The sequence below is a fragment of the Acidisoma cellulosilyticum genome (genome assembly GCF_020621385.1).
Taxonomy (GTDB): domain Bacteria; phylum Pseudomonadota; class Alphaproteobacteria; order Acetobacterales; family Acetobacteraceae; genus Acidisoma; species Acidisoma cellulosilyticum.
In genome coordinates this window covers 18,001-41,704 of the sequence record NZ_JAESVA010000014.1, presented here as the reverse complement: position 1 = coordinate 41,704, position 23,704 = coordinate 18,001, and the positions used below count along the sequence as shown (strand labels likewise).

The 23,704-nt window shown below is 63.6% G+C and carries 26 protein-coding genes; 16 read left to right on the top strand and 10 right to left on the bottom strand.

Going from position 1 to position 23,704, the window contains the following annotated elements; genetic code table 11:
- Positions 1–7: 7 nt before the first annotated feature.
- Both ACELLULO517_RS25090 and ACELLULO517_RS25085 read left to right on the top strand, forming a co-directional pair.
- Entirely contained in the window at positions 8–523 is a 516-nt protein-coding gene (locus ACELLULO517_RS25090) for a MarR family winged helix-turn-helix transcriptional regulator (RefSeq protein ID WP_227310192.1), read from the top strand.
- Between the two features lie 61 nt (positions 524–584).
- Positions 585–905 (top strand): ATP-binding cassette domain-containing protein, encoded by a 321-nt coding sequence (locus ACELLULO517_RS25085; RefSeq protein WP_227310191.1) that lies wholly within the window; start codon positions 585–587, stop codon positions 903–905.
- A 2-nt stretch (positions 906–907) separates the two neighbouring features.
- On the opposite strand, the gene ACELLULO517_RS25080 is transcribed toward ACELLULO517_RS25085, so the two are convergent.
- From ACELLULO517_RS25080 to ACELLULO517_RS25060, 5 genes are read right to left on the bottom strand one after another with little or no spacing between them, the layout of a single operon-like run.
- Positions 908–1,855, bottom strand: a complete 948-nt coding sequence (locus ACELLULO517_RS25080; RefSeq protein ID WP_227310190.1) for an ABC transporter permease — start codon at positions 1,853–1,855, stop codon at positions 908–910.
- On the bottom strand, positions 1,852–2,841 hold the full coding sequence (locus ACELLULO517_RS25075; protein ID WP_227310189.1) for an ABC transporter permease: 990 nt from the start codon (positions 2,839–2,841) through the stop codon (positions 1,852–1,854). Before ACELLULO517_RS25075 ends, ACELLULO517_RS25080 begins: the two co-directional genes overlap by 4 nt.
- Before the next feature lies 1 nt (position 2,842).
- Entirely contained in the window at positions 2,843–3,844 is a 1,002-nt protein-coding gene (locus ACELLULO517_RS25070) for an autoinducer 2 ABC transporter substrate-binding protein (protein WP_227310188.1), read from the bottom strand.
- Between the two features lie 36 nt (positions 3,845–3,880).
- A complete protein-coding gene (locus ACELLULO517_RS25065) occupies positions 3,881–4,657 on the bottom strand; it encodes an ATP-binding cassette domain-containing protein (protein WP_227310187.1) in 777 nt (258 codons plus the stop codon).
- Positions 4,658–4,665: 8 nt separating this feature from the next.
- The gene (locus ACELLULO517_RS25060; protein ID WP_227310186.1) at positions 4,666–5,991 is read right to left on the bottom strand and encodes a M20 family metallopeptidase; all 1,326 of its coding nucleotides are present in this window, start codon (positions 5,989–5,991) and stop codon (positions 4,666–4,668) included.
- 133 nt (positions 5,992–6,124) lie between these two features.
- On the opposite strand from ACELLULO517_RS25060, the gene ACELLULO517_RS25055 reads away from it, so the two are divergent.
- The 3 genes from ACELLULO517_RS25055 to ACELLULO517_RS25045 are packed head-to-tail and all read left to right on the top strand — an operon-like array spanning position 6,125 to position 8,935.
- Positions 6,125–6,898 carry an ATP-binding cassette domain-containing protein gene (locus tag ACELLULO517_RS25055; RefSeq protein WP_227310185.1) on the top strand — a complete coding sequence of 258 codons (774 nt, stop codon included), beginning with the start codon at positions 6,125–6,127 and terminating at the stop codon, positions 6,896–6,898.
- A complete protein-coding gene (locus ACELLULO517_RS25050) occupies positions 6,891–7,952 on the top strand; it encodes an ABC transporter permease (protein WP_227310184.1) in 1,062 nt (353 codons plus the stop codon). Before ACELLULO517_RS25055 ends, ACELLULO517_RS25050 begins: the two co-directional genes overlap by 8 nt.
- Before the next feature lie 29 nt (positions 7,953–7,981).
- Positions 7,982–8,935 (top strand): ABC transporter substrate-binding protein, encoded by a 954-nt coding sequence (locus ACELLULO517_RS25045; RefSeq protein WP_227310183.1) that lies wholly within the window; start codon positions 7,982–7,984, stop codon positions 8,933–8,935.
- Positions 8,936–8,973: 38 nt separating this feature from the next.
- On the opposite strand, the gene ACELLULO517_RS25040 is transcribed toward ACELLULO517_RS25045, so the two are convergent.
- The 3 genes from ACELLULO517_RS25040 to ACELLULO517_RS25030 are packed head-to-tail and all read right to left on the bottom strand — an operon-like array spanning position 8,974 to position 10,852.
- The gene (locus ACELLULO517_RS25040; protein WP_227310182.1) at positions 8,974–9,276 is read right to left on the bottom strand and encodes a hypothetical protein; all 303 of its coding nucleotides are present in this window, start codon (positions 9,274–9,276) and stop codon (positions 8,974–8,976) included.
- Positions 9,273–10,004, bottom strand: coding sequence for a hypothetical protein (locus tag ACELLULO517_RS25035; RefSeq protein ID WP_227310181.1), 732 nt, complete (start codon positions 10,002–10,004; stop codon positions 9,273–9,275). The genes ACELLULO517_RS25040 and ACELLULO517_RS25035 overlap by 4 nt, the downstream gene beginning before the upstream one ends.
- Positions 10,001–10,852 carry a BtpA/SgcQ family protein gene (locus tag ACELLULO517_RS25030; RefSeq protein WP_227310180.1) on the bottom strand — a complete coding sequence of 284 codons (852 nt, stop codon included), beginning with the start codon at positions 10,850–10,852 and terminating at the stop codon, positions 10,001–10,003. The genes ACELLULO517_RS25035 and ACELLULO517_RS25030 overlap by 4 nt, the downstream gene beginning before the upstream one ends.
- A 235-nt stretch (positions 10,853–11,087) precedes the next feature.
- Here ACELLULO517_RS25030 and ACELLULO517_RS25025 point away from each other — a divergent pair, with 235 nt between their 5' ends.
- The 10 genes from ACELLULO517_RS25025 to ACELLULO517_RS24980 all read left to right on the top strand — a co-directional run bounded on the left by ACELLULO517_RS25025 (position 11,088) and on the right by ACELLULO517_RS24980 (position 20,288).
- Positions 11,088–12,020, top strand: a complete 933-nt coding sequence (locus ACELLULO517_RS25025; RefSeq protein WP_227310179.1) for a carbohydrate kinase family protein — start codon at positions 11,088–11,090, stop codon at positions 12,018–12,020.
- Between the two features lie 59 nt (positions 12,021–12,079).
- Positions 12,080–13,108 (top strand): LacI family DNA-binding transcriptional regulator, encoded by a 1,029-nt coding sequence (locus tag ACELLULO517_RS25020; RefSeq protein WP_227310178.1) that lies wholly within the window; start codon positions 12,080–12,082, stop codon positions 13,106–13,108.
- 199 nt (positions 13,109–13,307) lie between these two features.
- The gene (locus tag ACELLULO517_RS25015) at positions 13,308–14,261 is read left to right on the top strand and encodes a substrate-binding domain-containing protein (protein WP_227310177.1); all 954 of its coding nucleotides are present in this window, start codon (positions 13,308–13,310) and stop codon (positions 14,259–14,261) included.
- A complete protein-coding gene (locus tag ACELLULO517_RS25010; protein WP_227310176.1) occupies positions 14,258–15,037 on the top strand; it encodes an ATP-binding cassette domain-containing protein in 780 nt (259 codons plus the stop codon). Before ACELLULO517_RS25015 ends, ACELLULO517_RS25010 begins: the two co-directional genes overlap by 4 nt.
- Positions 15,034–16,038 (top strand): ABC transporter permease, encoded by a 1,005-nt coding sequence (locus ACELLULO517_RS25005; RefSeq protein ID WP_227310175.1) that lies wholly within the window; start codon positions 15,034–15,036, stop codon positions 16,036–16,038. The genes ACELLULO517_RS25010 and ACELLULO517_RS25005 overlap by 4 nt, the downstream gene beginning before the upstream one ends.
- A complete protein-coding gene (locus tag ACELLULO517_RS25000; protein WP_227310174.1) occupies positions 16,035–17,105 on the top strand; it encodes a phosphotriesterase family protein in 1,071 nt (356 codons plus the stop codon). The genes ACELLULO517_RS25005 and ACELLULO517_RS25000 overlap by 4 nt, the downstream gene beginning before the upstream one ends.
- A 12-nt stretch (positions 17,106–17,117) precedes the next feature.
- The gene (locus ACELLULO517_RS24995) at positions 17,118–17,888 is read left to right on the top strand and encodes a glutamine amidotransferase (protein WP_227310173.1); all 771 of its coding nucleotides are present in this window, start codon (positions 17,118–17,120) and stop codon (positions 17,886–17,888) included.
- Positions 17,885–18,574, top strand: coding sequence for a TenA family protein (locus ACELLULO517_RS24990; protein WP_227310172.1), 690 nt, complete (start codon positions 17,885–17,887; stop codon positions 18,572–18,574). Before ACELLULO517_RS24995 ends, ACELLULO517_RS24990 begins: the two co-directional genes overlap by 4 nt.
- Positions 18,574–19,419 (top strand): BtpA/SgcQ family protein, encoded by an 846-nt coding sequence (locus ACELLULO517_RS24985; protein ID WP_227310171.1) that lies wholly within the window; start codon positions 18,574–18,576, stop codon positions 19,417–19,419. Before ACELLULO517_RS24990 ends, ACELLULO517_RS24985 begins: the two co-directional genes overlap by 1 nt.
- Complete coding sequence (locus tag ACELLULO517_RS24980) at positions 19,416–20,288, top strand: ribokinase (protein ID WP_227310170.1); 873 nt, start codon at positions 19,416–19,418, stop codon at positions 20,286–20,288. The genes ACELLULO517_RS24985 and ACELLULO517_RS24980 overlap by 4 nt, the downstream gene beginning before the upstream one ends.
- Before the next feature lie 10 nt (positions 20,289–20,298).
- On the opposite strand, the gene ACELLULO517_RS24975 is transcribed toward ACELLULO517_RS24980, so the two are convergent.
- Positions 20,299–20,706 carry a hypothetical protein gene (locus tag ACELLULO517_RS24975; protein WP_227310169.1) on the bottom strand — a complete coding sequence of 136 codons (408 nt, stop codon included), beginning with the start codon at positions 20,704–20,706 and terminating at the stop codon, positions 20,299–20,301.
- 278 nt (positions 20,707–20,984) lie between these two features.
- Positions 20,985–22,679 carry a SulP family inorganic anion transporter gene (locus ACELLULO517_RS24970; protein ID WP_227310168.1) on the bottom strand — a complete coding sequence of 565 codons (1,695 nt, stop codon included), beginning with the start codon at positions 22,677–22,679 and terminating at the stop codon, positions 20,985–20,987.
- A gap of 172 nt (positions 22,680–22,851) precedes the next feature.
- Here ACELLULO517_RS24970 and ACELLULO517_RS24965 point away from each other — a divergent pair, with 172 nt between their 5' ends.
- Positions 22,852–23,649 (top strand): sulfite exporter TauE/SafE family protein, encoded by a 798-nt coding sequence (locus tag ACELLULO517_RS24965; protein ID WP_227310167.1) that lies wholly within the window; start codon positions 22,852–22,854, stop codon positions 23,647–23,649.
- The last annotated feature ends 55 nt before the right edge of the window (positions 23,650–23,704 follow it).

Sequence of the window (23,704 nt, the reverse complement as noted above, 5' to 3'; positions counted from 1 at the left end):
TTATTCTTTGAGCGCACACCAACCAAAGGCCAGGGGCAGCAGGGCCGAGGCCAAGCCTGCTTTGCTGGATATTTCCCCACTGACCGATCTGCTCAGCTTTCATATGCGCATGCTGGTTCTGGCGGTGAACCGCGCCTATGACGAGGCCTTCGCGCCGACGCCGCTGGCCGGGGGCACCGGCAAGCTGACGACGCTGATGCTGATCGCCGCCAATCCCGGCATGAGCCAGTCCGACATCGGTCGCGTGCTGAGCAAGGACCGCCCGGCCATGGTGCGGATCATCGACCACCTGGAAGCGGAAAAGCTGGTCCTGCGCAAGCGCCACCCGGAGGAGCGGCGGCGCTATGAGTTGGTGCTGACGGCGCAAGGCCGTGCCAGCGTCAAACGCTTCATGGCGATTGCCCAAACCTATGACGAGACCTTCTTCGCCCCGCTCTCCGATCGCGAAAAAACCAATCTGAGCCGGATTTTACGGAAACTGCGTCTTGCCTATCAAAGCGATACGCTGGGCATGGGGGGATAGGCCGCGCCGGTTCCTTTCCGAACTGCCCGCCCCCGTCTATAAAGCCCGACGAGGTGGGACGATGCTGCTGGACGTGCGGAACCTATATGGCAAGCAGGCCAGCCCCTCGCCGGGTGGCCCTTTTTCGTTCGTGCTCGGCGCGGGCGAATGCCTGGTCATCTCCGGCCCCTCCGGAATCGGCAAAAGCCTGTTGCTGCGTATGTTGGCCGACCTTGATGAGACGGGCGGCAGCGTTTTCCCGAACGGCAAATCAAGGGAAAGGATGTCTGGCCCGCAATTCGGCGGCAATTGCTGCGGGGCCTTTACCGCTGTCTTCCTGGTCATCCATCGACTGACGGATAGTCGCGACCGGCTGCGGCTGGACCGGCTGCGGAGCCGCTGACCTTAGACCCGTTTGGCGAAGCGCCAGGGCAGGCGATCGGACAGCAATGCTAGGATCAACAATAGGCCGACGACGCCCAACTGCCAGCTGCTGCTGATATTGAGATATTGCAGCCCCGCCTGCAGGCCGACGACCAGCAGCACCGCGGCCAAGACACCGCCGACGCCACCGCGCCCGCCCGCGATGGCAACACCACCGAGCAGAACGGCGGCGAGCGATTCCAGCTCCATATTCGTGCCGATATCCGGCCGACCGCTGCCGAACCAGGCGAGCGAGATCAAGGCCGCCAAGCCCGACAGTAACCCGCTGACGCCGTAGAGGATGAAGCGGATACGCCCGACCGGAATGCCGACCAGCCGCGCCGAGCGCTCGTTATTGCCCATGGCGAGAATCCAGCGCCCGAGCGGTGTCAGCGCAAGCACGGCGGCCGCGATCAGATAAGCCGGCATAACGGTCGTCAGAAAATGCGCGGGGATGCCCAGCAGCGTGCCACGCCCCCAGGGCAGCAGCCAGCCGGGCACGCCACTGACGGTGGCGCCACCCGTCAGCGCAAGCGCCAGACCGCCATAGGCGAACATGGTGCCGAGTGTCGCGATCAAGGACAGCAACCGGCAGGAGATAACGAGAACGCCGTTGACGAGGCCCAGACACAGACCGATCACCAGTGCCAGGAGCGGGATCAGCGCCGCCGGAACACCCGCCTGCACCGCCATCATGGTCAGGATCGCGGTCAGCGACACCATGCCGCCTACGGAAATATCCATGCCCGCGCCGCTGAGAATGAGCAGCGCCTGACCCAGCCCGACAAGGGCGAGCATGGAGCTGAAGTGCAGCACGCTTTCCGCCATCGACAGCTGCAGAATAGCCGGCCTGATCAGGACGAAGATCAGCAGCATGACAAGCCAAAGTGTCGCCAGCAGAAGCAGGCTGCGATGATGCGGGTTTTTCATGCCGCCCCCCGCCGCAGGCGGTGCCAGGGAATTTGTCCGCTCACCAGATTTTCCGCGATGAGGGCGGCCAGCAGCAGCACGCCCGTGACGACGCTCTGCCATAGCGACGGCACGCCGATCAGCGTGAAGCCGTTCACCAGCATGCGCAGCAGCACCACGCCCAGCAGGGTGCCCAGCAAGGACGCGCGACCGCCCAGGATGCTGGTGCCGCCCAGCACCACAGCGGCGATGGCATCCAGCGACATGCTGGCACCCGTCGTCATTTCCACATTGCGGTAGGTGCCGACATAGGAGACGGCGGCGATACCGCAAAGGCAGCCGCTGGCGAGATAGGCCAGAAAGCGCACGCGCCGGACGGCAACACCGGCAAGGCGCGCGCGCGCCTCATCCTGCCCGACTGCGAGGATATGCAGCCCGAAGGGCGTCCAGCGCAGCAGCAGATAGGCGAGCAGGTAAAGCAGCAGAATGACAATCACCGGCAAAGGCACACCGGCCGGCGTCATGCGCACGAGCGTCGTCAGACCCGTCGGCAGGCCTGACAGCCAGCTGCCACCGAGCAGCGCGTAGATCGCCGTGCGATAGATGCCAAGCAGCCCGATGGTCGCGACAATCGCCGGGATACGCCCGAAGACGATGACGCTGCCGGTGATGGCGCCGATCAGCGTGCCACACAGCGGCCCGATCAGCACCACCAGCCAGAGCGGCAGACCGGCGAGGAGCGCCTGCCCCACGCCGATGGCGCCCAGGCCCATGACAAGCCCGACCGAGACATCGATACCACCGATTGCCAGCACAAAGGTCATGCCCAGACCGATGATCAACAGCTCCACGCTATTGCGCATGATCGTGGCGAGATTGGCCGCCAGCAGAAAATACGGCGAGGCCAGCGAAAACACGAGCACCGTCAGCAGACAGCCGGCGAGCAGCGTCAGTTCGCGCCCACCCGCCGCGCGGACCAATCTCAGACTTGCCGGCGAAGCGGCCATCTTAGAAGTTGAATTTGTCGACATTGTCTTTCGTGAAGACAGTGGGCGCGCCCAGAAGCAGAATGCCCGTCCCGGCGTCATAGATAATGGGCTGAGCCATGCCCGGCACGCTATTGCTGGCCGCGAAGGGCTTGTTGTCGATCAGTTGTTTGCCGGCCCAGACGGTGAGATAGCCGAGTGCCGCCGGATCCCACAGGACCGAGAAACCGAAGGACCCGCTTTTGATGTAGGAACGCACGGTATTGGGGCTGCAATAGCCGGTGCCGATCACCGCACCGATCTTGCCCGCCGTCTCGATGGCCTGACCGACGCCGGGGCAAGTGCTGGACGCGACCGCGATGAGCCCCTTGAGGTCCGGATGCGCGGTCATCAGATCGCTGGCCAGCTGATCCGCACGATCGGCCGAACCACCCGCGAATTGCGGCGCGAGCAGGCGGATGCCCGGATATTTCGCCTTCACCCGCGCCTGCATCAGACTGATCCAGGTATTGAGGTTGGAACTGGTGGAATCGCCCGAGACGATGCCGATGCTGGCCTTGGATCCGGTGCGCTTGACCAGTTCATCGATCAGCGTATCGGCCAAGCCTTCGTCCGTTGCTTGCGCGACATAGACGGCGCGGCCGCTTTTGGGTGCGTCACTGTCACTCGTGAAAAGCTTCAGCCCCTTCGCCTTGGCTTGCGCCACGACGGGCGCGAGAGAGGAGGCGTCCAGAATGCTGACGCTGATCGCCTGCACGCCCTGGTTGACAAGATTCTGCACGATCTGCAGCTGATCGACCGGATTGGCGTCGACTGGTCCGGTATAGATGAAATGCACACCGAATTCTTTAGCCGCCTTCTCACCGCCTGCCTGCATGGCATTGAAATAGGGAATGCCGGTCAGTTGCGGCACGAAGGCGACGCTCGGCAGATCCGCCGCCTGCGCGCCAGCGGCGAGAGGCGACAAAGCAAGGGCCGCGCCGAAAGCAGCGCTTTTAAGCCAGGCAGTACGGAGCTTACGCATATCGTTCCTCATGCTGATGGTGAGTAAAAAAGGCCGTCAGTGGGCCTGTTCCAGAACCCGCAGGCTGGGATGGGCACCGGTGATGAAGGAGACCAGCTCCTCCGCATGGGTGTCCGGCCTTGTTGTCTCAGCAATCTTGCGACCACGGCGGAAGACGATCATGCGGTCCGCGACCGCCATGACATCGGCGATATTGTGGCTGATCAGCACGACCGCGCAGCCGCGTTCCGCCAGGCGGCGCACCAGCGTCAGCACTTTGCGCGTCTCGGCAACCGCCAGGGCCGCCGTCGGCTCATCCATGATGACAAGACGGGCATTGATATTCAGCGCGCGGCAGATGGCGACGGCCTGTCGCTGCCCGCCGGAGAGTCCTGCGACCGGGCGGTCCGGGTCCGGAATATGCGCTTCCAACTCCTGCAGAAGTGCTATGGCGCGGCGGCGCATCTCTGCCCGGCGCAGAATCGGAAAGCCCGCGACTTTCGTCGTCAATTCCCGGCCAAGAAAAATGTTCTCCGTCACCGTCAGATTGTCCGACAACGCAAGTTCCTGAAAGATCGTGGCAATGCCGCTGCCCGCCGCATCCTGCGGCGAAGCAAAAACGACTGACCTGCCGGCGACTTCCAACACGCCTTCATTCTGTTGATGTGCGCCGGCCAGCACTTTGACGAAGGTCGATTTGCCGGCACCATTGTCGCCCAGCAGCGCCAGCACTTCGCCTTCACGAATATCCATGTCGACATCGGCGAGTGCGGTGACACCACCGAAATGCTTGCCGATGCCGCGCGCGCGAATGAAGGGGTCTGCCTTGTCCATCCCAGCGCTCAACCACACCAATCCGCGATCGCCAGCGCCAGGGCGCGGGTGCAGGCGACAAGATCCTTGACCATGACATGCTCATTCGGCTGATGCGCCTGGCTTGGCTCGCCCGGCCCGAAATTGACGGTCGGCGTGCCGCCGATATCCGTCGGGATGCCGATATCGCTATGCGAGGAAAAGCCCGTCAGCAGCGGCGACAACCCGCTTTCCGTCACCGCCGCCTGCAGGCAGGTGACGAAGGCATGGTCAGACGGCACCTCGGTGCAATCGGCATCCAGAAACCATTCGATGCGTGCGGGATGCGCGCGCAAATAAGGATCCGCCTGGCAGATTTGCGCCAGGAACGCGTCGACCTCCGCCGCGACATGGCTGCCACGGCCGAGCGCATCGCGCTCCACCGGCAGGTATTTTACATCGATCACGATTTCCGCGCGCCCGGCGGTGGATGACGGATGTTCGCCCGCGCGGATCTGCGTCGCCATGATATTGGCGGGAGCCTCCATCAAGGGATGGCGCTTGCGGGGATCATACATCCAGCGCCGGTTGATGAGGTCGATCCCGTTCAGAACCTGCCGGCAAAGCTCGATCGCATCCACCGGCCCGCCCGCATTCCAATTGCGCGGCGTCAGTTCGGCATGGCCGCCGATACCGTCGATGATAATCCTGCCCCATAGAATGCCGAAACAGATCGGCGCGATGCGGTTGGCCGTCGGCTCCGTCATGATGCCGGCATCCGCCGTATAGCCGCGATCGGCATGGGCCAGCGCACCCATGCTGCAAATTTCCTCGTCGCAGACGGTGGAAAACACGATATCGCCTTTGAGCGGGATGCCGAGTTCATGGAGGATTTCGCAAGCCATGAGCATGGCGGCGACACCGCCCTTCATGTCCACCGCGCCGCGTCCGTAAACCGCGCCGTCTTTCACCAATGGCTCAAAAGGCCCGCTGCGCCAATGCTCGATCGGCCCTGTCGGCACGACATCGATATGCCCGGTGAGCAACAGCGACCGACCGCCGCCCAAGCCGCGCTTGCGACCGCCGAGATTGGGCCGCCGTTCGAAGCGTCGCCCTTCAATGGCGCCGGGCCGGCCGCGATATTTCTCCAACAGCGGCGCGGGATCAGGCTCCCACAGCTCCGTCTCGAACCCGAGCGCATCCAGACGTGCTTGCAGGTAGCGCTGGCACGGCTCCTCCCCCGGTCCCGCCGGCGCCGGATCAGGCCGGGAGACGGATTGGAAGGCGATCAGATCGGTCAAGCTCGCCACGATCCTGTCGGCCGCTGCTTCGACCGCATCGGCAATCAGGGTGGCATCGGAGGCAGCATTACCCATCGGACGCAGGTTCTTTCGGGGCAAATGTTTTCAGCGCTTGACAGGGTAGCGACACAGACGCTCAATAGTAAAGCGGTTTACTAGATGATTTTTTGCGCGTTTGTCATCAAGTTTCAGATTTAAGGTCTATGAATTGAGCAATTCGCCTCTTTTGCAGGCAAAAGGAATTCGCCGTCGCTTCGGCCATGTCCAGGCGCTGGACGGCGCCGATTTCACGGTGCATGCCGGCGAAATCTGCGCGCTGATCGGCGATAACGGCGCCGGCAAATCGACGCTGGTTAAGATCCTCTCCGGCTCCGACCAGCCGAACGAGGGCGAGATTTTGCTGGACGGCCAGCGCGTCACCTTCAGTTCCCCCACCGCCGCGCAGGCGCAAGGCATCGCAACCGTCTATCAGGACCTGGCGTTGGCGCCGGAGCTACCGCCTTCGGAAAACCTGTTTCTGGGCCGCGAGATTCTGCGCCCCGGCCTGCTCGGCCGCCTGGGCTTCGTGGATCGCGCTGCCATGCGCCGGGAAGCCGCCCTTCAGTTTGCGCGCCTCGGCGTGCGCCTGCGGTCCGCCAAAATCCCCGTCGCCGCGCTATCCGGCGGACAGAAGCAATCCGTCGCCATCGCCCGCGCCGCGCGCTGGGCCAGCAAGGTCGTGTTTCTGGATGAGCCCACGGCCGCGCTTGGCGTTGTGCAGACACAGCGCGTGCTGGACCTTATCCGTCAGGTGCGCGACCAGGGCCTGGGCGTTGTCTTGATCAGCCATAATATGTCGCATGTGCTGGAGGTCGCAGACCGCGTCGAGGTTCTGAGGCTCGGCCGTCGCGTGGCGCAGATGAGCGCGCGTGACGCCACGGTGGAACGCCTGGTCGCGGCCATGACAGGCGGCGTCAGCCAGCCGGAGCCAGCCCATGGATGACCTGACATCCCGCCCTGTCCCGGACGCCTTGGCGCCGCCGGACGAGCGCACAAGCCTGCGGGAGCGCTGGTCGGGCTGGATCGGCGGCGGCTGGATTTTCGCGCTCCTCATCCTGCTCGTACTGGTCTTCAGCCTGCTGCGGCCGGCGCAATTCGCCTCGCCCTATAATCTCAGCATGCTGGCGATCAATGCCGCGATCTTCCTGGTACTCTCGCTCGGCCAGACCTTCGTCATCGTCGCGGGCGGCATCGACCTGTCCGTGGGATCCGTGCTGGTCTTCAGCTCAATCCTATCGGCCCAGGTCATGCTGGCGCTGTCCGGCGCACCGGCCGATACCTACGGCACCACCAATGCCGGTTGGGGCGTCATTCTGATCGGTGCCGTCACCGCACTCGCCTCGGGCGCCGCCTGGGGTGCCGTCAATGGGTTGCTGGTGACCTTCGCCCGCATTCCGCCTTTGATCGTGACGCTGGGCACTTTGGGCATGGCCCTCGGCGCCGCGCAGATCCTCACCAATGGGCTGGATGTGCGCGCCCTGCCCGATCTGCTGGTCAATGTCATCGGCGGCGGCAGTATCGCGCATATTCCCGTGCTGGTGCTGATTGCCGTCATCGCCGCCGTGCTGGCCGCGATCCTGCTCCATCTCACCCGCTTCGGCCTGCGCACCTTCGCCGTCGGCTCGAATACCGAAGCCTCGCGCCGCGCCGGCATTCCGGTGCGCGGACAGATCATCAAAGTCTATGCGCTGTCCGGCCTGTCCGCGGGGCTCGGCGCCATCATGTCGACCGCACGGTTCTCGACCACGACCATCGGCGGTCACGCCATGGACAATCTCACCGTCATTTCCGCCGTGGTTCTGGGCGGAACCAGCCTGTTCGGCGGCATCGGCAGCATTGCCGGCACGGTCGTCGGCGTTCTGATCCCGATCGTGCTGCTCAACGGTTTCGTCATTCTCGGCATTCCGCCCTTCTGGCAGACGGTGACCATGGGCGCCGTGCTGATCCTGGCGGTTTGGATAGACCAGCTGAAGCGCCGCGCGCGTGACCGCGGCTGATTGCAACCTCATCATAACGGAATCCGCATATGCGTCCTACCATCATGCTTGCCGGACTTGCCGCTGCCACGCTGGCTTTGGGCGGGACGGCCGCCCATGCGCAAACGAAGAAGACCATCGCTGTCGTGCTCGGCGTCAAAGGCAGTCCCTTCTACGAAGCTCTGGCCTGCGGTGCCAAGGATGAGGCAGCCAAGCTCGGCTATACGCTGACGATCTCCGCGCCCGATCAGTTTCAGGCCGATGCGCAGACACCGGTGATCGACGCCGTGGGTGCGGCCATGCCGGCCGCCGCCGCGATTGTGCCGACCGATGCGCAGGCGCTGATGCGACCGATCAAATCTCTCGCCGATCGCGGCATCAAGATTTTGACCATCGACCAGACCCTGGCCAATCCTTCCTTCGTGCAGACGCAGATCGTCACTGACAATTATGCGGGCGGCAGGATGGCGGGGGAGGCCATGGCCAAACTGCTCGGCGGCAAGGGCAAAGTCTATATCGTCGCTACCCCGCCCGGACTACAGGCGCAGGATGATCGCGTCAGCGGCTTCATCGCGGCGGTCAAGAAATATCCTGGCATGACGGTCGTGGGTCACGACTATGTCAATGATGACCCGCAGAAGGCGGCCGAGATCGTAACCTCGGCGATTTCCGCGCATCCCGATCTGGCCGGGATCTTTGCGAATAACGACCAAGGTGCGATCGGCGCGGTGACCGGGCTGCGGCAGGCGGGGGCCGTCGGGCATATCAAGCTGGTCGCCTATGACGCTGCGATTGCCGAAGTGAATGCGCTGAAGAACGGATCGATCTCAGCCCTTATCGCACAAAACCCGAAACAGGAGGGTGCTTTGGCAATCTCGCTCGCCGACAAGGTTTTGAAGGGTGAGACTTTGCCGAAGCTGACCGATTCCCAGCTTGTCCCGATCATGGCCGGCGATACGAAAACTGCCGATGAATACGAATATAAAGCCGATTGTACTTTCTGAGCCGGAACGGGGCGCGCTACGATTGCGCGCCCCTTCGATCACCCGGCGTCGACGGCTTCGCCGACATTGTTCATGAACGCGAACCACTGATTATAGCCTGCCGCCGTCAGGCGGGACCAATGATCGAACGCCTGTTCCGGACTGGCGAAACGCCAGATCTCTGTCGTTTCGAAATCCTGCTGTCCGCGAATATGGTAGCGACCCAGTGACTCCGCGCCCTTGGCAAGACTTGCCGCCGCAACGCTTGCCCATTTCGCCAGATGCTCGGCCTTGACCGCTTCGTCCAGCCCATACCAATGCGGACGCGGGCGCGCATAGCTGATCCAGATCGTGCCGTTCATGAAAGCTGCTCCGTCATTCCTGCAAGATAGGCCGCGATGGTGCAGCGGCGTCCGATATAGTGGCGTGATGTCGTGAACATGAAATCCGCCACCCGTTCATGCTCGCGCATGGCAAGATCCACGGTCTTCGGATTGTCGATTTCCCAAAAGCCGAGATGGTGCCAAGAACTCGCCCAATCCAGCCGATGGCGGCCGGCGATATTGGCGCCAAGCGCCAGATCCCCCGCGAAAGCGATATCGCAATGCCGGTCATAGGCATCGCGCGTGTCCTGGGATGCGGCGCTCCAGGCATCATTCCATTCCCATAGAGCGAGAAAACCCCAGTTCCGCTCGCCTGCCACCGGCTGGCCTTTGACAGCTGCGAATTCGCGCGGGCCGATCAGCCATTGCGTCGCGAACCGCTCCGCCCAGCCGGCGCGTTCCAGGCGGCGAATACCGGCGAAGGCCGCATTGATCGACGGCGCTTCAAACACGCCGGCAAGATCGACGTCATGCGCAAAGCCGGTCGCGAAACCGGTCGCCGGCGGTGTCTCCCCCGGATCGATCATCGCACGCGGCGAGAGAATCCAGCCTTCGGCTTCGAGAGCATGCAATGCATCGGCGATCGGCGGCGACAGATACGGTTTTGCCAAGCCAGGGTCTTGATCCTTGGACAGAAATATAACCGCGCAGCGCCCGGAGGTTGCAGCCGAGCTGAAAACATCGGTCTCCCCGGTGAGAAGGGTCATAAAGGCTTCCTCACCTTCGCCACGGCCGACATCAGCGCTTCCACGCGCCTCGGATCGACCGCATTCCACCAGACACCGTCAGTCTTCAGCCATTGGCCGATGATGGCACCGTCAGCCACGGCGAAAAGATCCGGCACCTGTTCGGGCGAAAGACCCGAGCCGACGATGACCGGCAGATTGGTGCCGGCCCGCACCTCATCCACTTCCGCCGGCTGTGTCGGCGAGCCTGTGCGCGTGCCGGTCGCGATCAGCACATCGGCATCGAACCATTCGGCGTCCGTCGCCTGTTCCGTGATGCTGCGATCGGCCGTGATGGCATGGGCGCCGAACTTCACATGCACATCAGCGAAGATGTGAATCTCCTCGGCGCGAATCGCCGACCGATAGCGCATGGCGGCCGGCGCCGGCCCGTTGAGGAAACCCTCATTCGCGATATAGGCATTGGCCCATTGATTGGCGCGAACCCAGCCGGCACCGACGGCCTTCGCGATTCCCAGCGCCGGGATGACGGCATTGGCGACGCAGGTAATGCCGATCGGCGTATCGACCGCGCCCCTTACTTCCAGACAGGCCGCGGTGAGCGCCGCGACGGTCGAAGGTCCGATATCCTCGGGGCGGGAAAACGGCATGTCGCTGGCGTTTTCAACGATGATACCGTCGACGCCACCTGCGGCCAGTGTGCGCGCATCACGCACGGCGGCGGCGTAGATCTCCCGCAGGGGCTGCCCGTTATAGCGCGGCGCGCCGGGCAATGCCGCCAGATGAATGACCCCGATGATCGGCTTGTCGATATTGAAGAGTTGCAGAAGCGCATTCGGCTTCTCCGGTAACACTTTTGGCTTGGCCATTAACACTCTCTCTGATGGCGTCTGGATGCAAACGCGGGTCCGTCGCCGCGATCCGGACCGAAGGTCAGGATCTTTGCAATTTTCTTCGCTATAATCTGGCAGGCGCATAATCGCAGGTCAATCACAGGACGGGCTTATATGCGGCGCTTTCCGTGACGTTGTGACGTCCCTGTTCATTGACAAGCTGTGGCCTTGGCCCTGACATGGCGTCCTTGTTTCAGGAGCCGCCGTCCACATGCCCACTGCATCGATGTCTGTCGCACAGTTTCTGACGGTCGGCGATCTGGACGTCGATGTGCTGATCGCGGTCGATCAACTGCCGACGCAGGACGGCAAGGTCAATGGCAGGCTGATCCAGCGCGTACCGGGCGGCATGGCCGCCAATGTCGCAGTCGCCATCGCGCAGCTCGGCGGCATCGTCGCCATTGCCGGCCGGGTCGGCGAAGACGCGGAGGCCAGTTTCGTGCTCGACCAGTTGAAGGCGCGCGGTGTCGATACGCGGCATGTCAAGCCGCTGCCCGGCGCCAATACCTTCAGCTGCATCAGCCTTATCGCCGCTGATGGCGAGAAATCCCTCATCAAACTGATGACCGACGCTTATTGCCCGACAGCGGAGGATCTGACGCCCGACATTTTTCTTGGCGTCACCCATGCGCATCTGACCTCCGCCCGCGACCCCGATTTGTGTCGGCGCGTCGTTGCGCTTGCAAAGGCGGCAGGTGCCAGCTGCTCGCTGGACGTGGAATCGGCAGACCTGCCGCGCATCGCGGCGGATGCCCTGGCGGCTTTGCAGGGTTTCGATATTCTGTTGTTCAATCGCGCCTCGCGCAAAGCGGCCGCGACCTTGCTTGGAACCAACCTGCCAACCCTCGCCCCCGTGATCATCACCACGATGGGTTTGGACGGCGCTGCCGCCACCTGTCCTGACGGCCAGCATCATGCGCCGGGATTTCAGGTGCCGGTCAGCGATACGACCGGCGCGGGCGATTGTTTTGCGGGCGCATTGCTGCATGCGCGTATCGCGCAACAGCGGGATTGGCCGGACGCTTTGCGCTTCGCCAATGCCGCCGCTGCGCTGTCGGTGCAAGGCCTCGGCGCGCAAACCGCGCTGCCAAGCCTGGACGCGGTGGAGGCCCTGCTTGCGCGACACGGCAAGCCGCTGCTTTAAGGGGCCTTGCCCCGCGGCCGAAACGCTCTGTCGGTTGCGAAAGGGACAGGAGAACGACTATGGCGCGAAAGGCGACGATCCGAGATGTTTCCGTCGCGGCGGATGTTTCCGTCACCACTGTCTCCCGCTATCTGAACGGTTCGATACGCCTGCCGGCCGAGACCATCCGCCGCATCGACGATGCCGTGAAGGATCTTCGCTACACGCCCAATCCGCTGGCCCGCTCGCTCAGCCGCGGCAAATCCGAAACGATCGGCCTGGTCATTCCGGAAATCGCCAATCCCTTCTTTGCGCGCCTGGCCGCGGCGGTTGAGGCGACGGCGGCCGAACGCGGTTACGGCGTGTTGCTCTGCGTGACGCTGAACAATATCGATCGCGAGATCGACTATATCCGCCGGATCGAGAGCAAGCATGTCGACGGCGTTCTTTTTTCCACCAACCATCCGGATGACGGTCGCCTGCTGACCGCTTTGCGAGACGTGCCCTGTTTCGTGCTGGTTGACGAGGATATCACCGGCGCGGATGTTCCGGGCGTCTTTGCCGAAAATCGCGGCGGCGCACTGGAAGCGACGCGACATATTATCGACGCCGGCCATCGCAAGATCGCCATGCTGTCCGGCCCTAAGAAGCTGCTGAGCGCTGAGGAACGCAGGCTGGGCTTTCTGGACGCGATCAGGGAAGCCGGGCCCGGGCATGACGCCGTGGCGGTCTTGGATTGCGCCTATACGGTGGAGGCCGGCGAGGCGGCGGCAGAGGACCTGTTGCAGCGACACCCTGAAACCACCGCCGTCTTCACCGGCAGCGACGAGCTTTTTCTTGGCATGCTCAAGACATTCCGCCGCAAGGGCGTGCGGATCGGCGACGATATCTCGGTCATCACCTGCGATGACGTGGAGCCGCTGGCCTTGTTCGAGCCTGCCATCACCGCCTTGCGTCAGGACTTGCCGCAGATGGGCCGGAAGGCGCTGGATCTTCTGATCTCCACCATCGCGCGGACGCCGGTGCCCGAGCGACAGATTCTTGTGCCGATGGAGCTTGTTAAGCGCGAGTCCGTGCGCGCCCCCCGCCGCCGCGCCCGGCTGCGCTAGTCTCCCTTCGTTTCCTATCCAGACTGACGGTTTCGCATTTTCCTCTTGACGTGCTGCATTGCAGCGCTTCATTAGTAAACCGGTTTACTTATCCGACCTGAAACCGAAGATGCGGCTTCGGGCCAGCTTCACATGCGCTGCTGCCGACCGCGCGTCTTCGTGACAGCGCGACGGCAAGATATTTGGGGGACCTTTAGGAATGACCGACATCACTCGCCGCGCCGCGCTGGGCGGCACGCTGGGCCTGGCTGTGACCGGCCTCGTCGCCGCACCGGCTTTGGCGGCCCAGAAGCCGACATTCGCGCTGATCCAGATCAACGAACAGGCCTTGTTCTTCAATCAGATGCAGGCGGGCGCGACCGAGGCGGCGAAAGCCGCCGGCGCCAATCTGGTCGTCTTCAATGCCAATGACGAGCCGACGGCGCAGAACAATGCGATCGAGGCCTATATCCAGCAGAAGGTTCAGGGCATCGTCGTCGACGCCATCGACGTGAACGGCTTGATGCCGGCCATTCAGGAAGCGGCGGCCGCGCATATTCCGGTCGTCGCCGTCGATGCCGTTCTTCCCAAGGGCCCGCAGCTTGCGCAGGTTGGCGTCGACAATCAGACCGCCGGCAAGATGCTTGCGGATGTGTTTCTGCCCTATGTCAAAAGCGAGATGAAGGGCCATGCCCGTATCGGCGTGATCGGCGCGCTCAATTCCTTCATTCAGAATCAACGGCAATCCGCATTTCTTGATGCCGTCAAAGGAACCGATGGAATTTCTGTCGCAGGTGTCGTCGATGGCCGCAACATCCAGGATACGGCCCTGAATGTCGCCGAATCGCTGCTGACCGGAAACCCCGATATCAACACGATCTACGCGACCGGCGAGCCCGCGCTGCTGGGCGCCATCGCCGCCGTGCAAAGCCAGGGTCTGCAGGACAAGATCCGCATCTTCGGCTGGGATCTGACTGCCCAGGCGATTGCCGCGATCGATGCCGGCTATGTCATCGCGGTCGTGCAGCAGGACCCGGAAGGCATGGGCCGTGCCGCCGTGCAGGCGCTGGCCGCGAAGCTGAAGGGCAGCGCCGTCCCCGCGAACATCCCTGTCCCGGTCACGATCGTGACCAAGGCCAATGTCGGTCCGTTCCGGTCTGTCTACAAGGCATGAGCCGCTCCGCCGAACCGCTGATGTCGCTCAGCGGCATCCGCAAGGTCTTTGGATCGAATACGGTGCTGAAAGGCGTCGATCTCGATCTTTATGGCGGCGAGTGCCTGGGACTTGTCGGCGATAACGCCGCCGGCAAATCCACGCTGAGCAAGGTCATGTCCGGCGCCTATATCCCCGACGGCGGAGAGATCCGCCTCGGGGGCGAGGTCGTGCATATCGCGGGGCCGAGTGAAGCTCGTCGTCACCGCATCGAAATGGTCTATCAGGATCTCAGCCTCTGCGACACGATCGATGTCGCCGGCAATCTGTTCCTGGGCCGCGAACTGTCCCGCAGCGGCGTTCTCAACAAGGCCGAGATGCTACGGAAGGGTCGGGAGATGTTGGACGCGCTGGATATCCGTATCCCGGATATGCGCGCCAAGGTCGCGATGCTGTCGGGCGGTCAGCGACAGTCGATCGCCATCGCCCGCGCGGCATCCTTCGCCCCCCGCGTTCTGCTGCTTGATGAGCCAACATCGGCGCTCGCGGTTGCCGAGGTGGAGGCTGTTCTGGCACTCATCAACCGCGTGAAGGCACAAGGCGTGGCTGTCGTTCTGGTGACCCACCGCCTGCAGGATCTGTTCCGCGTCTGCGACCGCATCGCCTTCATGTACGAAGGCAACAAGGTCGCCGAGCGACGCATGGAAGACACCAATCTGGACGAAATCGTGAGACTGATCGTCGGCGGCAATCGCGACGAAGCAACGGCTCTGGACCAGGCGGGAGCCCGGTCATGAGCCATCACGCTCCCCCCGCCGCGCCATCCCGCAGCTGGCATGATTTTCTGATCGAACACGCGCAGGTTCTGTCGATCACGCTGTTCTTCATTCTCTGCTGCGTCCTGTTTTCGATCCTGTCGCCCTTCTTTCTGATGCCGGATAATCTGCTCAACGTATTGCGACAGATGGCGCCACTGCTGGTCACGGCCGTGGGCATGACCTTCGTGATCACGACCGGCGGCATCGACCTGTCCGTCGGTTCCATCGTCGCGCTGACGAATGCCGTTTGCGCCCTCGCCTTGCAGGCGGGCTTGCCTTGGCCGATCGCGACGCTGCTCGTGCTGTTGCTCGGCGGCATTGTCGGTCTGGCGCAAGGTTGGTTCGTCTCCTACCAGAAGATTCCGTCCTTCATCGTGACGCTCGCGGGTCTCTCCATCCTGCGCGGCATCGCGCTGTTGCTGACGCGCGGTTATTCCATCCCGATCGACGAGCCGAGCGCCGCACCGCTGCTGACGCTCGGCCGTGGCTGGATTTTGGGTTTCCCGATACCGGCGCTTCTGGCAATCGTTATTCTGGCTGCCGGCGCCTTCGTGCTGCGCGAGACGCGTTACGGCCGCTATGTCACGGCGGTCGGCGCCAATGCCGAGGCTGCCCGCCGCGTCGGCATTCCCTCCGCCCGCATTCTGACCTCGGTCTTCGTTCTGACCGGCGTCACCTCGGCCCTGGCCGGGTTGCTGATCGCGGGACGCCTCGGCTCCGGCTCCTCCAACACTGCCGAGGGTTTCGAGCTAGACGTCATCGCCGCCGTGGTTCTGGGCGGCACTTCGCTGCTCGGCGGTACCGGCACGATCCTGGGCACTGTACTCGGTGCGCTGACAATCGGCGTCATCGGCAATGGGCTTATCCTGGTCCATACCTCACCCTTCCTGGTGCAGATCGTGACGGGTGCCATCATCCTGCTCGCCATCTGGCTGAACACGCGGATTTTCGGTCGCCTGTCTGCGGGCCGAAAAGGATGAGCGAACTTTCCGAAGCCCATATCCGTTCGGGCCGGGTGATGACCGTCCTCGGACCCATCCAGGCCGAGGCAATGGGCGTGACGCTGATGCATGAGCATCTGCTGAATGATTGCAGCTGCTGGTGGCATAAGCCGAAGGAGCCCGAGCGCAGGCGCCTCGCCTGCGAGCCGGTGAATATCGGCATCATTGGCGAATTGCGGATGGACCCTTTCGTCAATCTCGACAATTGCCGTCTGGATGACGAGCGTCTTGCCATCGCGGAACTGCTGCCGGTGGCCGATCTTGGCGGTCGTACCGTCGTTGACCCGACATGTTCGGGCATCGGGCGCGACCCGCTGGCCCATCAGCGCATCGCGCGGGAAACCGGGCTGAACGTCATCACCGGCGGCGGCTTCTATCTGGAGGGCTCCACCCCGCCGCGTCTGGCGGAGATGAGCGTGGAAGCGATTGCCGATGAGATCGTCAGCGAGGCGCTGCACGGTATCGGCGACAGCGGCGTCAAGATCGGCATCATCGGGGAAATCGGCGTTTCCCCCGGCTTCACGGCGATCGAGGAGAAGTCCCTGCGCGGTGCCGCGCAGGCGCAGGCGCGCTGCGGCCTTCCTTTGATGATCCACCTTCCTGCCTGGTATCGCTACGGGCATCGTGTGCTCGACATCATCGCGGCCGAGGGCGGCGATCTGCGCCATACGGTGCTGTGCCATATGAATCCGTCGGGGCGCGATCTCGACTATCAAAGCGCACTGGCCGAGCGCGGCGCCTTTCTGGAATATGACATGATCGGCATGGATTTTTTCTATGCCGATCAGCAGGCGCAATGCCCGTCCGATGAGGATAACGCAACCGCCATCGCGTCCCTGATCGATCGCGGCTATGGACAGCGTATCCTGATGTCTCAGGACGTGTTTCTGAAGATGATGCTCACGCGCTACGGCGGCTTCGGCTACGCCTATCTGCAAAAACATTTCATTCCACGCCTGCGTCGCCATGGTGTTGATCAACAGACCATTTTGGACTTGATGATCAATAATCCCCGCGACGTCTTTCAGGCCCGCGACGAAGAATAGGACAAAAACATCGTGACTAAGACAAAGGTGCTGCTGGTCGGGGAAAGCTGGGTCACCTCGGCGACCCATTTCAAGGGTTTTGACCAGTTCGGCAGTGTGACCTTTCATCTCGGTGCGGAACCGCTTGTCGCCGCCTTGAAGGATAGCGAATTCGAGCTGACCTATATGCCCGCGCATGTCGCCGCCGAAGGCTTTCCCTTCGATGCCGCCGGCCTCGCCGAATACAAGGTTATTCTGCTCTCGGATATCGGCGCCAATACGCTGCTGCTGCCGCCCGCCGTCTGGCTGAGCGGTAAGCCGGTGCCGAATCGCCTGAAGCTGATCCGCGATTGGACTGCCTCTGGCGGTGGCCTTGCCATGATCGGCGGTTATTTCAGCTTCCAGGGGATCGACGGCCGCGCGCGCTGGCGGAAGACGCCGGTCGAAGACGCGTTGCCGGTGTCCTGCCTGCCCTATGACGATCGCGTTGAGATACCCGACGGTTTCACGGCCGAGATCACCGACCCTGGCCATCCGATCGTGAAGGATATCGACGGGCCTTGGCCGCTGCTGCTGGGTGCCAATGAGGTTGAGCTGAAGCCGGGCGCGCATGTCGTGGCCAAGCTGCCGGCCGAGGAAGGCGGTCACCCTCTGCTGGTGACGGGCAGCCACGGCAAGGGCCGCACCGCGGCCTGGACCTCCGACATCGGGCCGCATTGGGTGCCGAACGAGTTCGTTGCCTGGGAAGGCTACGGCAAGCTTTGGCGCAACCTGCTGACCTGGCTGACGGACGCCGCCCAGTGACCGGCCTGGACGATACCGACCTCTCAACCTGGATAAGGACCGAGAACAAGGCGATATGGGAAGCGATGCAGACGCATCGCTTCGTCACCGATATCGAAAAAGAGCAGCTGCCGCGCGAGGTTCTGTGCCGGTATTTCTTCTTCGAGCACGCCTTCGTAGAAACGGCAGTGCAGATCTTCGCCTATGCGCTGCTGAAAGCCCCTGGCTTTGCCCAGCGCCGGCGGCTGATCGCAACACTCTCGGCACTGTCCGAAGCGCAGCTCGTCTGGTTTCAGGATTGTTTTGCGTCCCTCGGCATCGGCCAGACAGGTGAGGCGCTGCCGCCCGCCGTGACGGCATTCGCGGAGGGCATGCTGGCGATCGCCCGTGACGGCGACTATGCCGATATCGTCGCCATCATGCTGGCTGCCGAATGGATGTATGGCACCTGGTGCGTCCGCGCGCATCGACGCCCGAGTGCTGAGCCGATGCTGCGCTCCTGGGTGCAGTTGCACGCCGAACCCGAATTTCTGGACGGCGCCGATTGGCTGCGCGCCGAGGTGAACCGCGAAGCGGCGCGCCTGAATGACGCGCAGCGCGCGCGGCTTGCCACCTTGTTCGGTCGCGCCCTTCAGCTTGAAATCGACTTCCACGAAGCTGCCTATGACAGCACATGGCCCGTTCCGAAGGCCGAAGGAAACGCCTGATGTCTGCAAAACCCGTCTTTAAACCCAAGCCCCATGCGCTGGAATCGCTGTTCGGGCGCCGCAAGGTGGTGATCGGCGTCATCCATTCCCGCGCATTGCCCGGTTCCCCCGGCTACGAAGGGGAAAGTATCGACAGCATCATCGCCTATGCGGTTGAGGAAGCACGCCGCTATCAGGCGGGCAGGCTTGACGGGCTAATCGTCGAGAATCACGGCGATATTCCCTTCGCCAAGCCGGACCAACTGGGACCAGAGACGGCGGCCTGCATGGCGGTGATGACGGATGCCGTGCGCCGCGCAACCGGTATGCCGGTCGGCGTCAATGTACTGGCCAATGGTGCGATACAGGCCTTGGCGATTGCGAAAGCCGCCAATGCGGCCTTCGTGCGCGTCAATCAATGGACCAATGCCTATGTCGCGAATGAAGGCCTGATGGATGGCCCCGCCGGACAGGCGATGCGCTACCGCGCCTGGCTGCATGCGCGGTCCGTCAAGGTCTTCGCGGATGTTCATGTGAAACACGGCGCGCATGCGATTACCGGTGATCGGACAATTCCGGAATTGGCCCGCGACGCAGAGTTTTTCGATGCCGATGTCGCCATCGCGACCGGTCAGCGCACGGGCGATGCGGCGACAACGGACGAGATCCGCGCCATCGGCGAAGGCTGCAGCCTGCCTGTCGTCATCGGCTCAGGCGTGACGCCGGAGAATGTCGGCTCGATCCTCGATATCGCCGACGGCGTCATCATCGCAAGCTATCTGAAGCGCGACGGCGTCTGGTGGAACGAAGTCGACCCGGATCGCGTGCGCGTCTTCATGGCCGAGGCCGATCGCGTCCGCGCATGAGCGTCGTCTATGTTTTGGGCAATGCCGGCTTGGATCTCTCGCTCGGCATGGCCCGGCTGCCGGCGCCGGGGGAGACGCTGGTCGCGCATACCGCGACACGCGGCCCCGGTGGCAAGGGTCTTAATCAGGCCGTGACGGCTGGCCGGGCCGGCGCCGATGTCATTTTCACCGCCCCTGTCGGGGACGACCGCGAAGCAGAACAGCTGAGGGCCGTGCTTGCGACCGAGCCGCTGATCTTCGAGCCGATCAGCCTTGCCTATCCGACCGATCTTTCGGTGATCATGGTCACGCCCGGAGGCGAGAATAGTATCGCGACCGTCGGGCTGGCCGCGGACGGTCTTGATGTCGCAGCGGCTGAGCGCTTCGCCGGTCGTGCCGGACCCGATGACTGGCTGCTACTGCAAGGCAATCTGTCGCTCGCGGCGACCCGAGCCGCGATGCTGGCGACACAGGCGCGCGTCATCTTCAACACCGCACCGTTGCGTTGGCCCGTGGATGATCTTCTGCCGCTCTGTGACCTCGTCATCGCCAATGGCGTCGAGGCGGCCGACATTACCGGCGCCCAAGGCGCAGACGCGGCCCAGCGGCTGCTGGCCCTCGGCGCCCGTTCCGTCATCATCACGCTAGGTCGTGAGGGTGCCATTCTGGCCAGTGACGGGACGCTGATCCTGATGCCGGCACCAGCCGTGACGGCCGTGGATACGACCGGCGCGGGCGACACGCTATGCGGTGTCCTGGCCGCCGCTTTGGCGCGTGGCGACACAGTGCGGCAAGCGCTGCAACGCGGCCAGGACGCCGCCGCCGTCACCGTCACGCGCCCCGGCGCCTATGCGGCACTGCCGTCCCGCGCGGAACTCAGCCGACCGTGACGACGGGCCGTCAGACCGAGACGCTGGCGCAGGCCGAGGGCTGGCCCGGCATCGTCTGACGGACAAGGGCGAAGGTCGAACAGCCGGGGCCCGCGATCGTGCCGACCAGCCGCTTGGCATCGACCTCATCCCCCGTCAGACCGACGGTCACATAGCCGGTCGGGTGACGCCGCCAAGCTCCGGGGGCGAGCGTCAGATGATGGTTCCGGTCCATCATCCCCATCATGTCGAAACACCCTTTGGGCACGCGAGGATTGGCGCCGACCGCGTAGAATTCGAAAAGTCCCGCGGTTTCGCCACCCGGCTGGATGAGTAGCGTCAGGGTCAGGCCGGTCAGCCCTTGCGCGCAGCTATAGGCGCCGCGCCAGACCTCCGTCCGCGTCGCAGCGGCGCTCGCCGGCGGTGCAATACTGGCCATGCCGGCCAGAGCCAGGCAGCTTGCCCATAGTGTTGCCCTCAATAGTTTTGATTGTCCTGCCACCATACTCGGCTCCCGTTCCCGTTAGAGTCTGTCAGGTTTTAATAGATAATTCGTCATCCGCGCACTTGTTGCGCGAGCTGCGCGCCCCGGACCTAGCCGGCCGCACCTGCCCGCCGCGGCGCCCAGACGGCCGCTTGCCCGCACGCAAGGGTAGACCCGCGGAACAAGTCCGCGGGCGACAGATTTGGGGCGTTTCCAACAAAACCCGATGGACTCTAACGCGTGATCTTCGACGCATGACGCACGGCGTCTTCCACCGTGTGAAACACCCGGTCCGCCCCGATGCTGGCGATCAATCCCGTCCGTCGCGCGGCGTCCTGCGCCTTGGCCGCAGCAAGCCGGGCGAGCGCCACCTTGGTCCCACGCTGCCGCAGGCTGGCGAGTTCCGCCATCAGAATGGTCGCGCCCGTATAATCGATCTCCGTCACCCCGCTCGCCTCAAGCACCACAAGGTGCAAAGGCGACGGCGCTTGGGCAATCAAAGCATCAAGCTGCCGACAGATGTAGAGCGCATTGGTGAAATTCACCGGCGCACCGATGGCAAAGACCAAAATACCGGGAATGCTCTCGCCCTGTTCGCCGGGGCTTGGCGGCCACCAGACCGTCGTCCCCGGCAGATGCGCGAGTTCCACCGCGCGCGGGCGGGCGACGCCATAGATGCTCTGGATCAGCGACAGCGCGATGCTGGCCAGCATGCCGATTTCGATCGGGAGAAGGATAACGAGGATAGCGCTGAAACCAACGAGATAGATCTCTGCCCCACCCTGCCGCGCGATACGCATCATCTCCCGCAGTCGGAACAGGCGGATGGCGATCGCCGTCAGAATGCCGGCCAGGGCCGGCAGCGGTACGTAACGAAGGAAATCGCCGCCCGCGACGAGCAGCAGCACGACAAGCCCCGCCGCCACCAGCGAGGCCAGTTGCGACCGGCCGCCGCCTTCCACGATGGCTGCCGTCCGTGGCGGACTGGCATTGACGGGAAAGGCGCCTGCGCATCCCGAGAGGATCGACCCCAGACCGACGCCCAGGACATTCGGCATGACGGCGGCGAGCGGCCCCTCGCTTTGCGAGAAACTCCGCACGACCGTTGCCGTCTGCATCATGCAGATGAGGGCGATGATCAGCGCCAGAGGAACCAGGCGGGCGAGGTCGATCAAAGCGAGACCGCGCCATGCCGGGGCATGCAGGGCAACGCCCGGTAAAGCCGCCAGCATCGTCACGCCGGCCGCTTGCAGATGGAACAGGCGAACCGCCGCGCCACCAAGCAGAACGGCAAAAAGGGCGCCGGGCAGACGCGGCGCCAGACGTTCGGTCAGGACCGTCGTCGCGCAGGCGCCGAGGCCGAGCGCCAGCGCATAGGGGTTGATGGCATTCGCCTGATGCAGCAGCGCGGTCAGAGACGCATCGTCGCCAGTCAGCCCCAGAAGCGGCGGCAATTCCCGCAGCCCGATATGAATGGCGATGCCGGCCAGGAAGCCGGTGGTGACGGGGATGGACAGCAGATCGGCAATCCAGCCCGCGCGAAACAGCGCCGCGAGCGACAGGATGACGCCGACCATGATCGCCAGTATAGCGGCCAGCGCCTGGTATTGCGTGGAACCCACGGCCGCCAGCGCCACCAGACTGCCGGCGATGATCGGCGCGATGGTGGAATCGGCCCCGACCGACAGAAAACGATTGGCCCCGACCATCACGAAGGCGATGGTGGCAGCGACGAAGGCGACCAGCCCGGCCTCGGGCGGCATGCCGGCCAGACGGGCGGTTGCGATCTGTTCCGGCACGGCGATCGCCGTCAATAGCAAGCCGGCCGCCAGGTCATGGGGCAGCCAGGACGGGCTAAAACCGCGCAGACCCGAGAAAATCCAGGGATAGCCGGCCGATTTGCGCGCCTTCGCGGTCGGTATGGTCACACGCTCTCCCATCCCCAGGATCACACTCTGGCATTTCACAGCCGGTACGAGGATGTTAGCGGCCGGTGGACGACAAGGCCAAGGCTGGGTCGCTTGCTCTATTCCCCAGGGCGCCGTCTTCAGCTAACGCCAGATCTAGTCCCGAAAGCTTAACGGTAGAGGGTTTCGCTTTATGACGATTGCGCATGCAGGGATATTCTCACCCGCCTATATCGTCTCCGGCCTGCTGGTCGGCGTGCTCGTCGGCCTGACCGGGGTGGGCGGCGGGTCCTTGATGACGCCGCTGCTGGTGCTGTTGTTCGGCTTCCATCCCTCGACCGCCGTCGGCACCGATCTGCTTTTCGCGGCCGCCACCAAAACCGTCGGCACCTCGGTTCACAACGCCGGTCGATCGGTCGATTGGGGTATTGTCGGTCTGCTCGCGATGGGGTCGATGCCCGCGACCGTTCTGACGCTGCTGGTAATTGCCCATTTCGGCACCACCAGCCATGTCGTGACCTCAGCGATTTCCCTCGTTCTTGGTGTGGCTTTGCTGTTGAGCGCCATCTCCCTCATCGCCAAGGACTGGATCCTGCGCGTTGCGATGAAGCGCAATCCGGATTTCGGACTGCAGAGATCGATCGGTCTGACGATCATGGTCGGTTTTGTCGTCGGCGTTGTCGTCTCAATCTCCTCGGTGGGCGCCGGCGCCCTGGGCACGATCGCGCTGCTGTTCCTGTACCCGCGCCTGCCCGTCGTCCGCGTCGTCGGCTCCGACATCGCGCATGCCGTGCCGCTGACCCTGATCGCGGGCATCGGCCATTGGTATCTGGGCGCCGTGAACTTTCCGTTGCTCGGCTCGCTGCTGATCGGCTCCATTCCCGGCATCATCATCGGCAGCCTCTGCGCCCGCCACGCGCCGGAAGCCTATCTCAAGCCGGCGCTCAGCATCGTGCTCGTGCTCGTCGGCATCAAAATGTTAGCAGGCTGACACTTCACGAACCCTTGATGAGACCACCCAACCCCTATACCAAGACTGTCGATAT

Bases quoted from the DNA above. Each gene is read 5' to 3' on its own strand.
- ACELLULO517_RS24985 (WP_227310171.1), top strand. From the start codon at position 18,574: ATGTCTGCAAAACCCGTCTTTAAACCCAAGCCCCATGCGCTGGAATCG.
- ACELLULO517_RS24965 (WP_227310167.1), top strand. From the start codon at position 22,852: ATGACGATTGCGCATGCAGGGATATTCTCACCCGCCTATATCGTCTCC.
- ACELLULO517_RS25075 (WP_227310189.1), bottom strand. From the start codon at position 2,841: ATGGCCGCTTCGCCGGCAAGTCTGAGATTGGTCCGCGCGGCGGGTGGG.
- ACELLULO517_RS25040 (WP_227310182.1), bottom strand. From the start codon at position 9,276: ATGAACGGCACGATCTGGATCAGCTATGCGCGCCCGCGTCCGCATTGG.
- ACELLULO517_RS25065 (WP_227310187.1), bottom strand. From the start codon at position 4,657: ATGGACAAGGCAGACCCCTTCATTCGCGCGCGCGGCATCGGCAAGCAT.
- ACELLULO517_RS25085 (WP_227310191.1), top strand. From the start codon at position 585: ATGCTGCTGGACGTGCGGAACCTATATGGCAAGCAGGCCAGCCCCTCG.
- ACELLULO517_RS25010 (WP_227310176.1), top strand. From the start codon at position 14,258: ATGAGCCGCTCCGCCGAACCGCTGATGTCGCTCAGCGGCATCCGCAAG.
- ACELLULO517_RS24980 (WP_227310170.1), top strand. From the start codon at position 19,416: ATGAGCGTCGTCTATGTTTTGGGCAATGCCGGCTTGGATCTCTCGCTC.
- ACELLULO517_RS24975 (WP_227310169.1), bottom strand. From the start codon at position 20,706: ATGGCCAGTATTGCACCGCCGGCGAGCGCCGCTGCGACGCGGACGGAG.
- ACELLULO517_RS25015 (WP_227310177.1), top strand. From the start codon at position 13,308: ATGACCGACATCACTCGCCGCGCCGCGCTGGGCGGCACGCTGGGCCTG.
- ACELLULO517_RS25000 (WP_227310174.1), top strand. From the start codon at position 16,035: ATGAGCGAACTTTCCGAAGCCCATATCCGTTCGGGCCGGGTGATGACC.
- ACELLULO517_RS25005 (WP_227310175.1), top strand. From the start codon at position 15,034: ATGAGCCATCACGCTCCCCCCGCCGCGCCATCCCGCAGCTGGCATGAT.
- ACELLULO517_RS25020 (WP_227310178.1), top strand. From the start codon at position 12,080: ATGGCGCGAAAGGCGACGATCCGAGATGTTTCCGTCGCGGCGGATGTT.
- ACELLULO517_RS25080 (WP_227310190.1), bottom strand. From the start codon at position 1,855: ATGAAAAACCCGCATCATCGCAGCCTGCTTCTGCTGGCGACACTTTGG.
- ACELLULO517_RS25045 (WP_227310183.1), top strand. From the start codon at position 7,982: ATGCGTCCTACCATCATGCTTGCCGGACTTGCCGCTGCCACGCTGGCT.
- ACELLULO517_RS25035 (WP_227310181.1), bottom strand. From the start codon at position 10,004: ATGACCCTTCTCACCGGGGAGACCGATGTTTTCAGCTCGGCTGCAACC.
- ACELLULO517_RS25030 (WP_227310180.1), bottom strand. From the start codon at position 10,852: ATGGCCAAGCCAAAAGTGTTACCGGAGAAGCCGAATGCGCTTCTGCAA.
- ACELLULO517_RS25050 (WP_227310184.1), top strand. From the start codon at position 6,891: ATGGATGACCTGACATCCCGCCCTGTCCCGGACGCCTTGGCGCCGCCG.
- ACELLULO517_RS25025 (WP_227310179.1), top strand. From the start codon at position 11,088: ATGCCCACTGCATCGATGTCTGTCGCACAGTTTCTGACGGTCGGCGAT.
- ACELLULO517_RS25070 (WP_227310188.1), bottom strand. From the start codon at position 3,844: ATGCGTAAGCTCCGTACTGCCTGGCTTAAAAGCGCTGCTTTCGGCGCG.
- ACELLULO517_RS25060 (WP_227310186.1), bottom strand. From the start codon at position 5,991: ATGGGTAATGCTGCCTCCGATGCCACCCTGATTGCCGATGCGGTCGAA.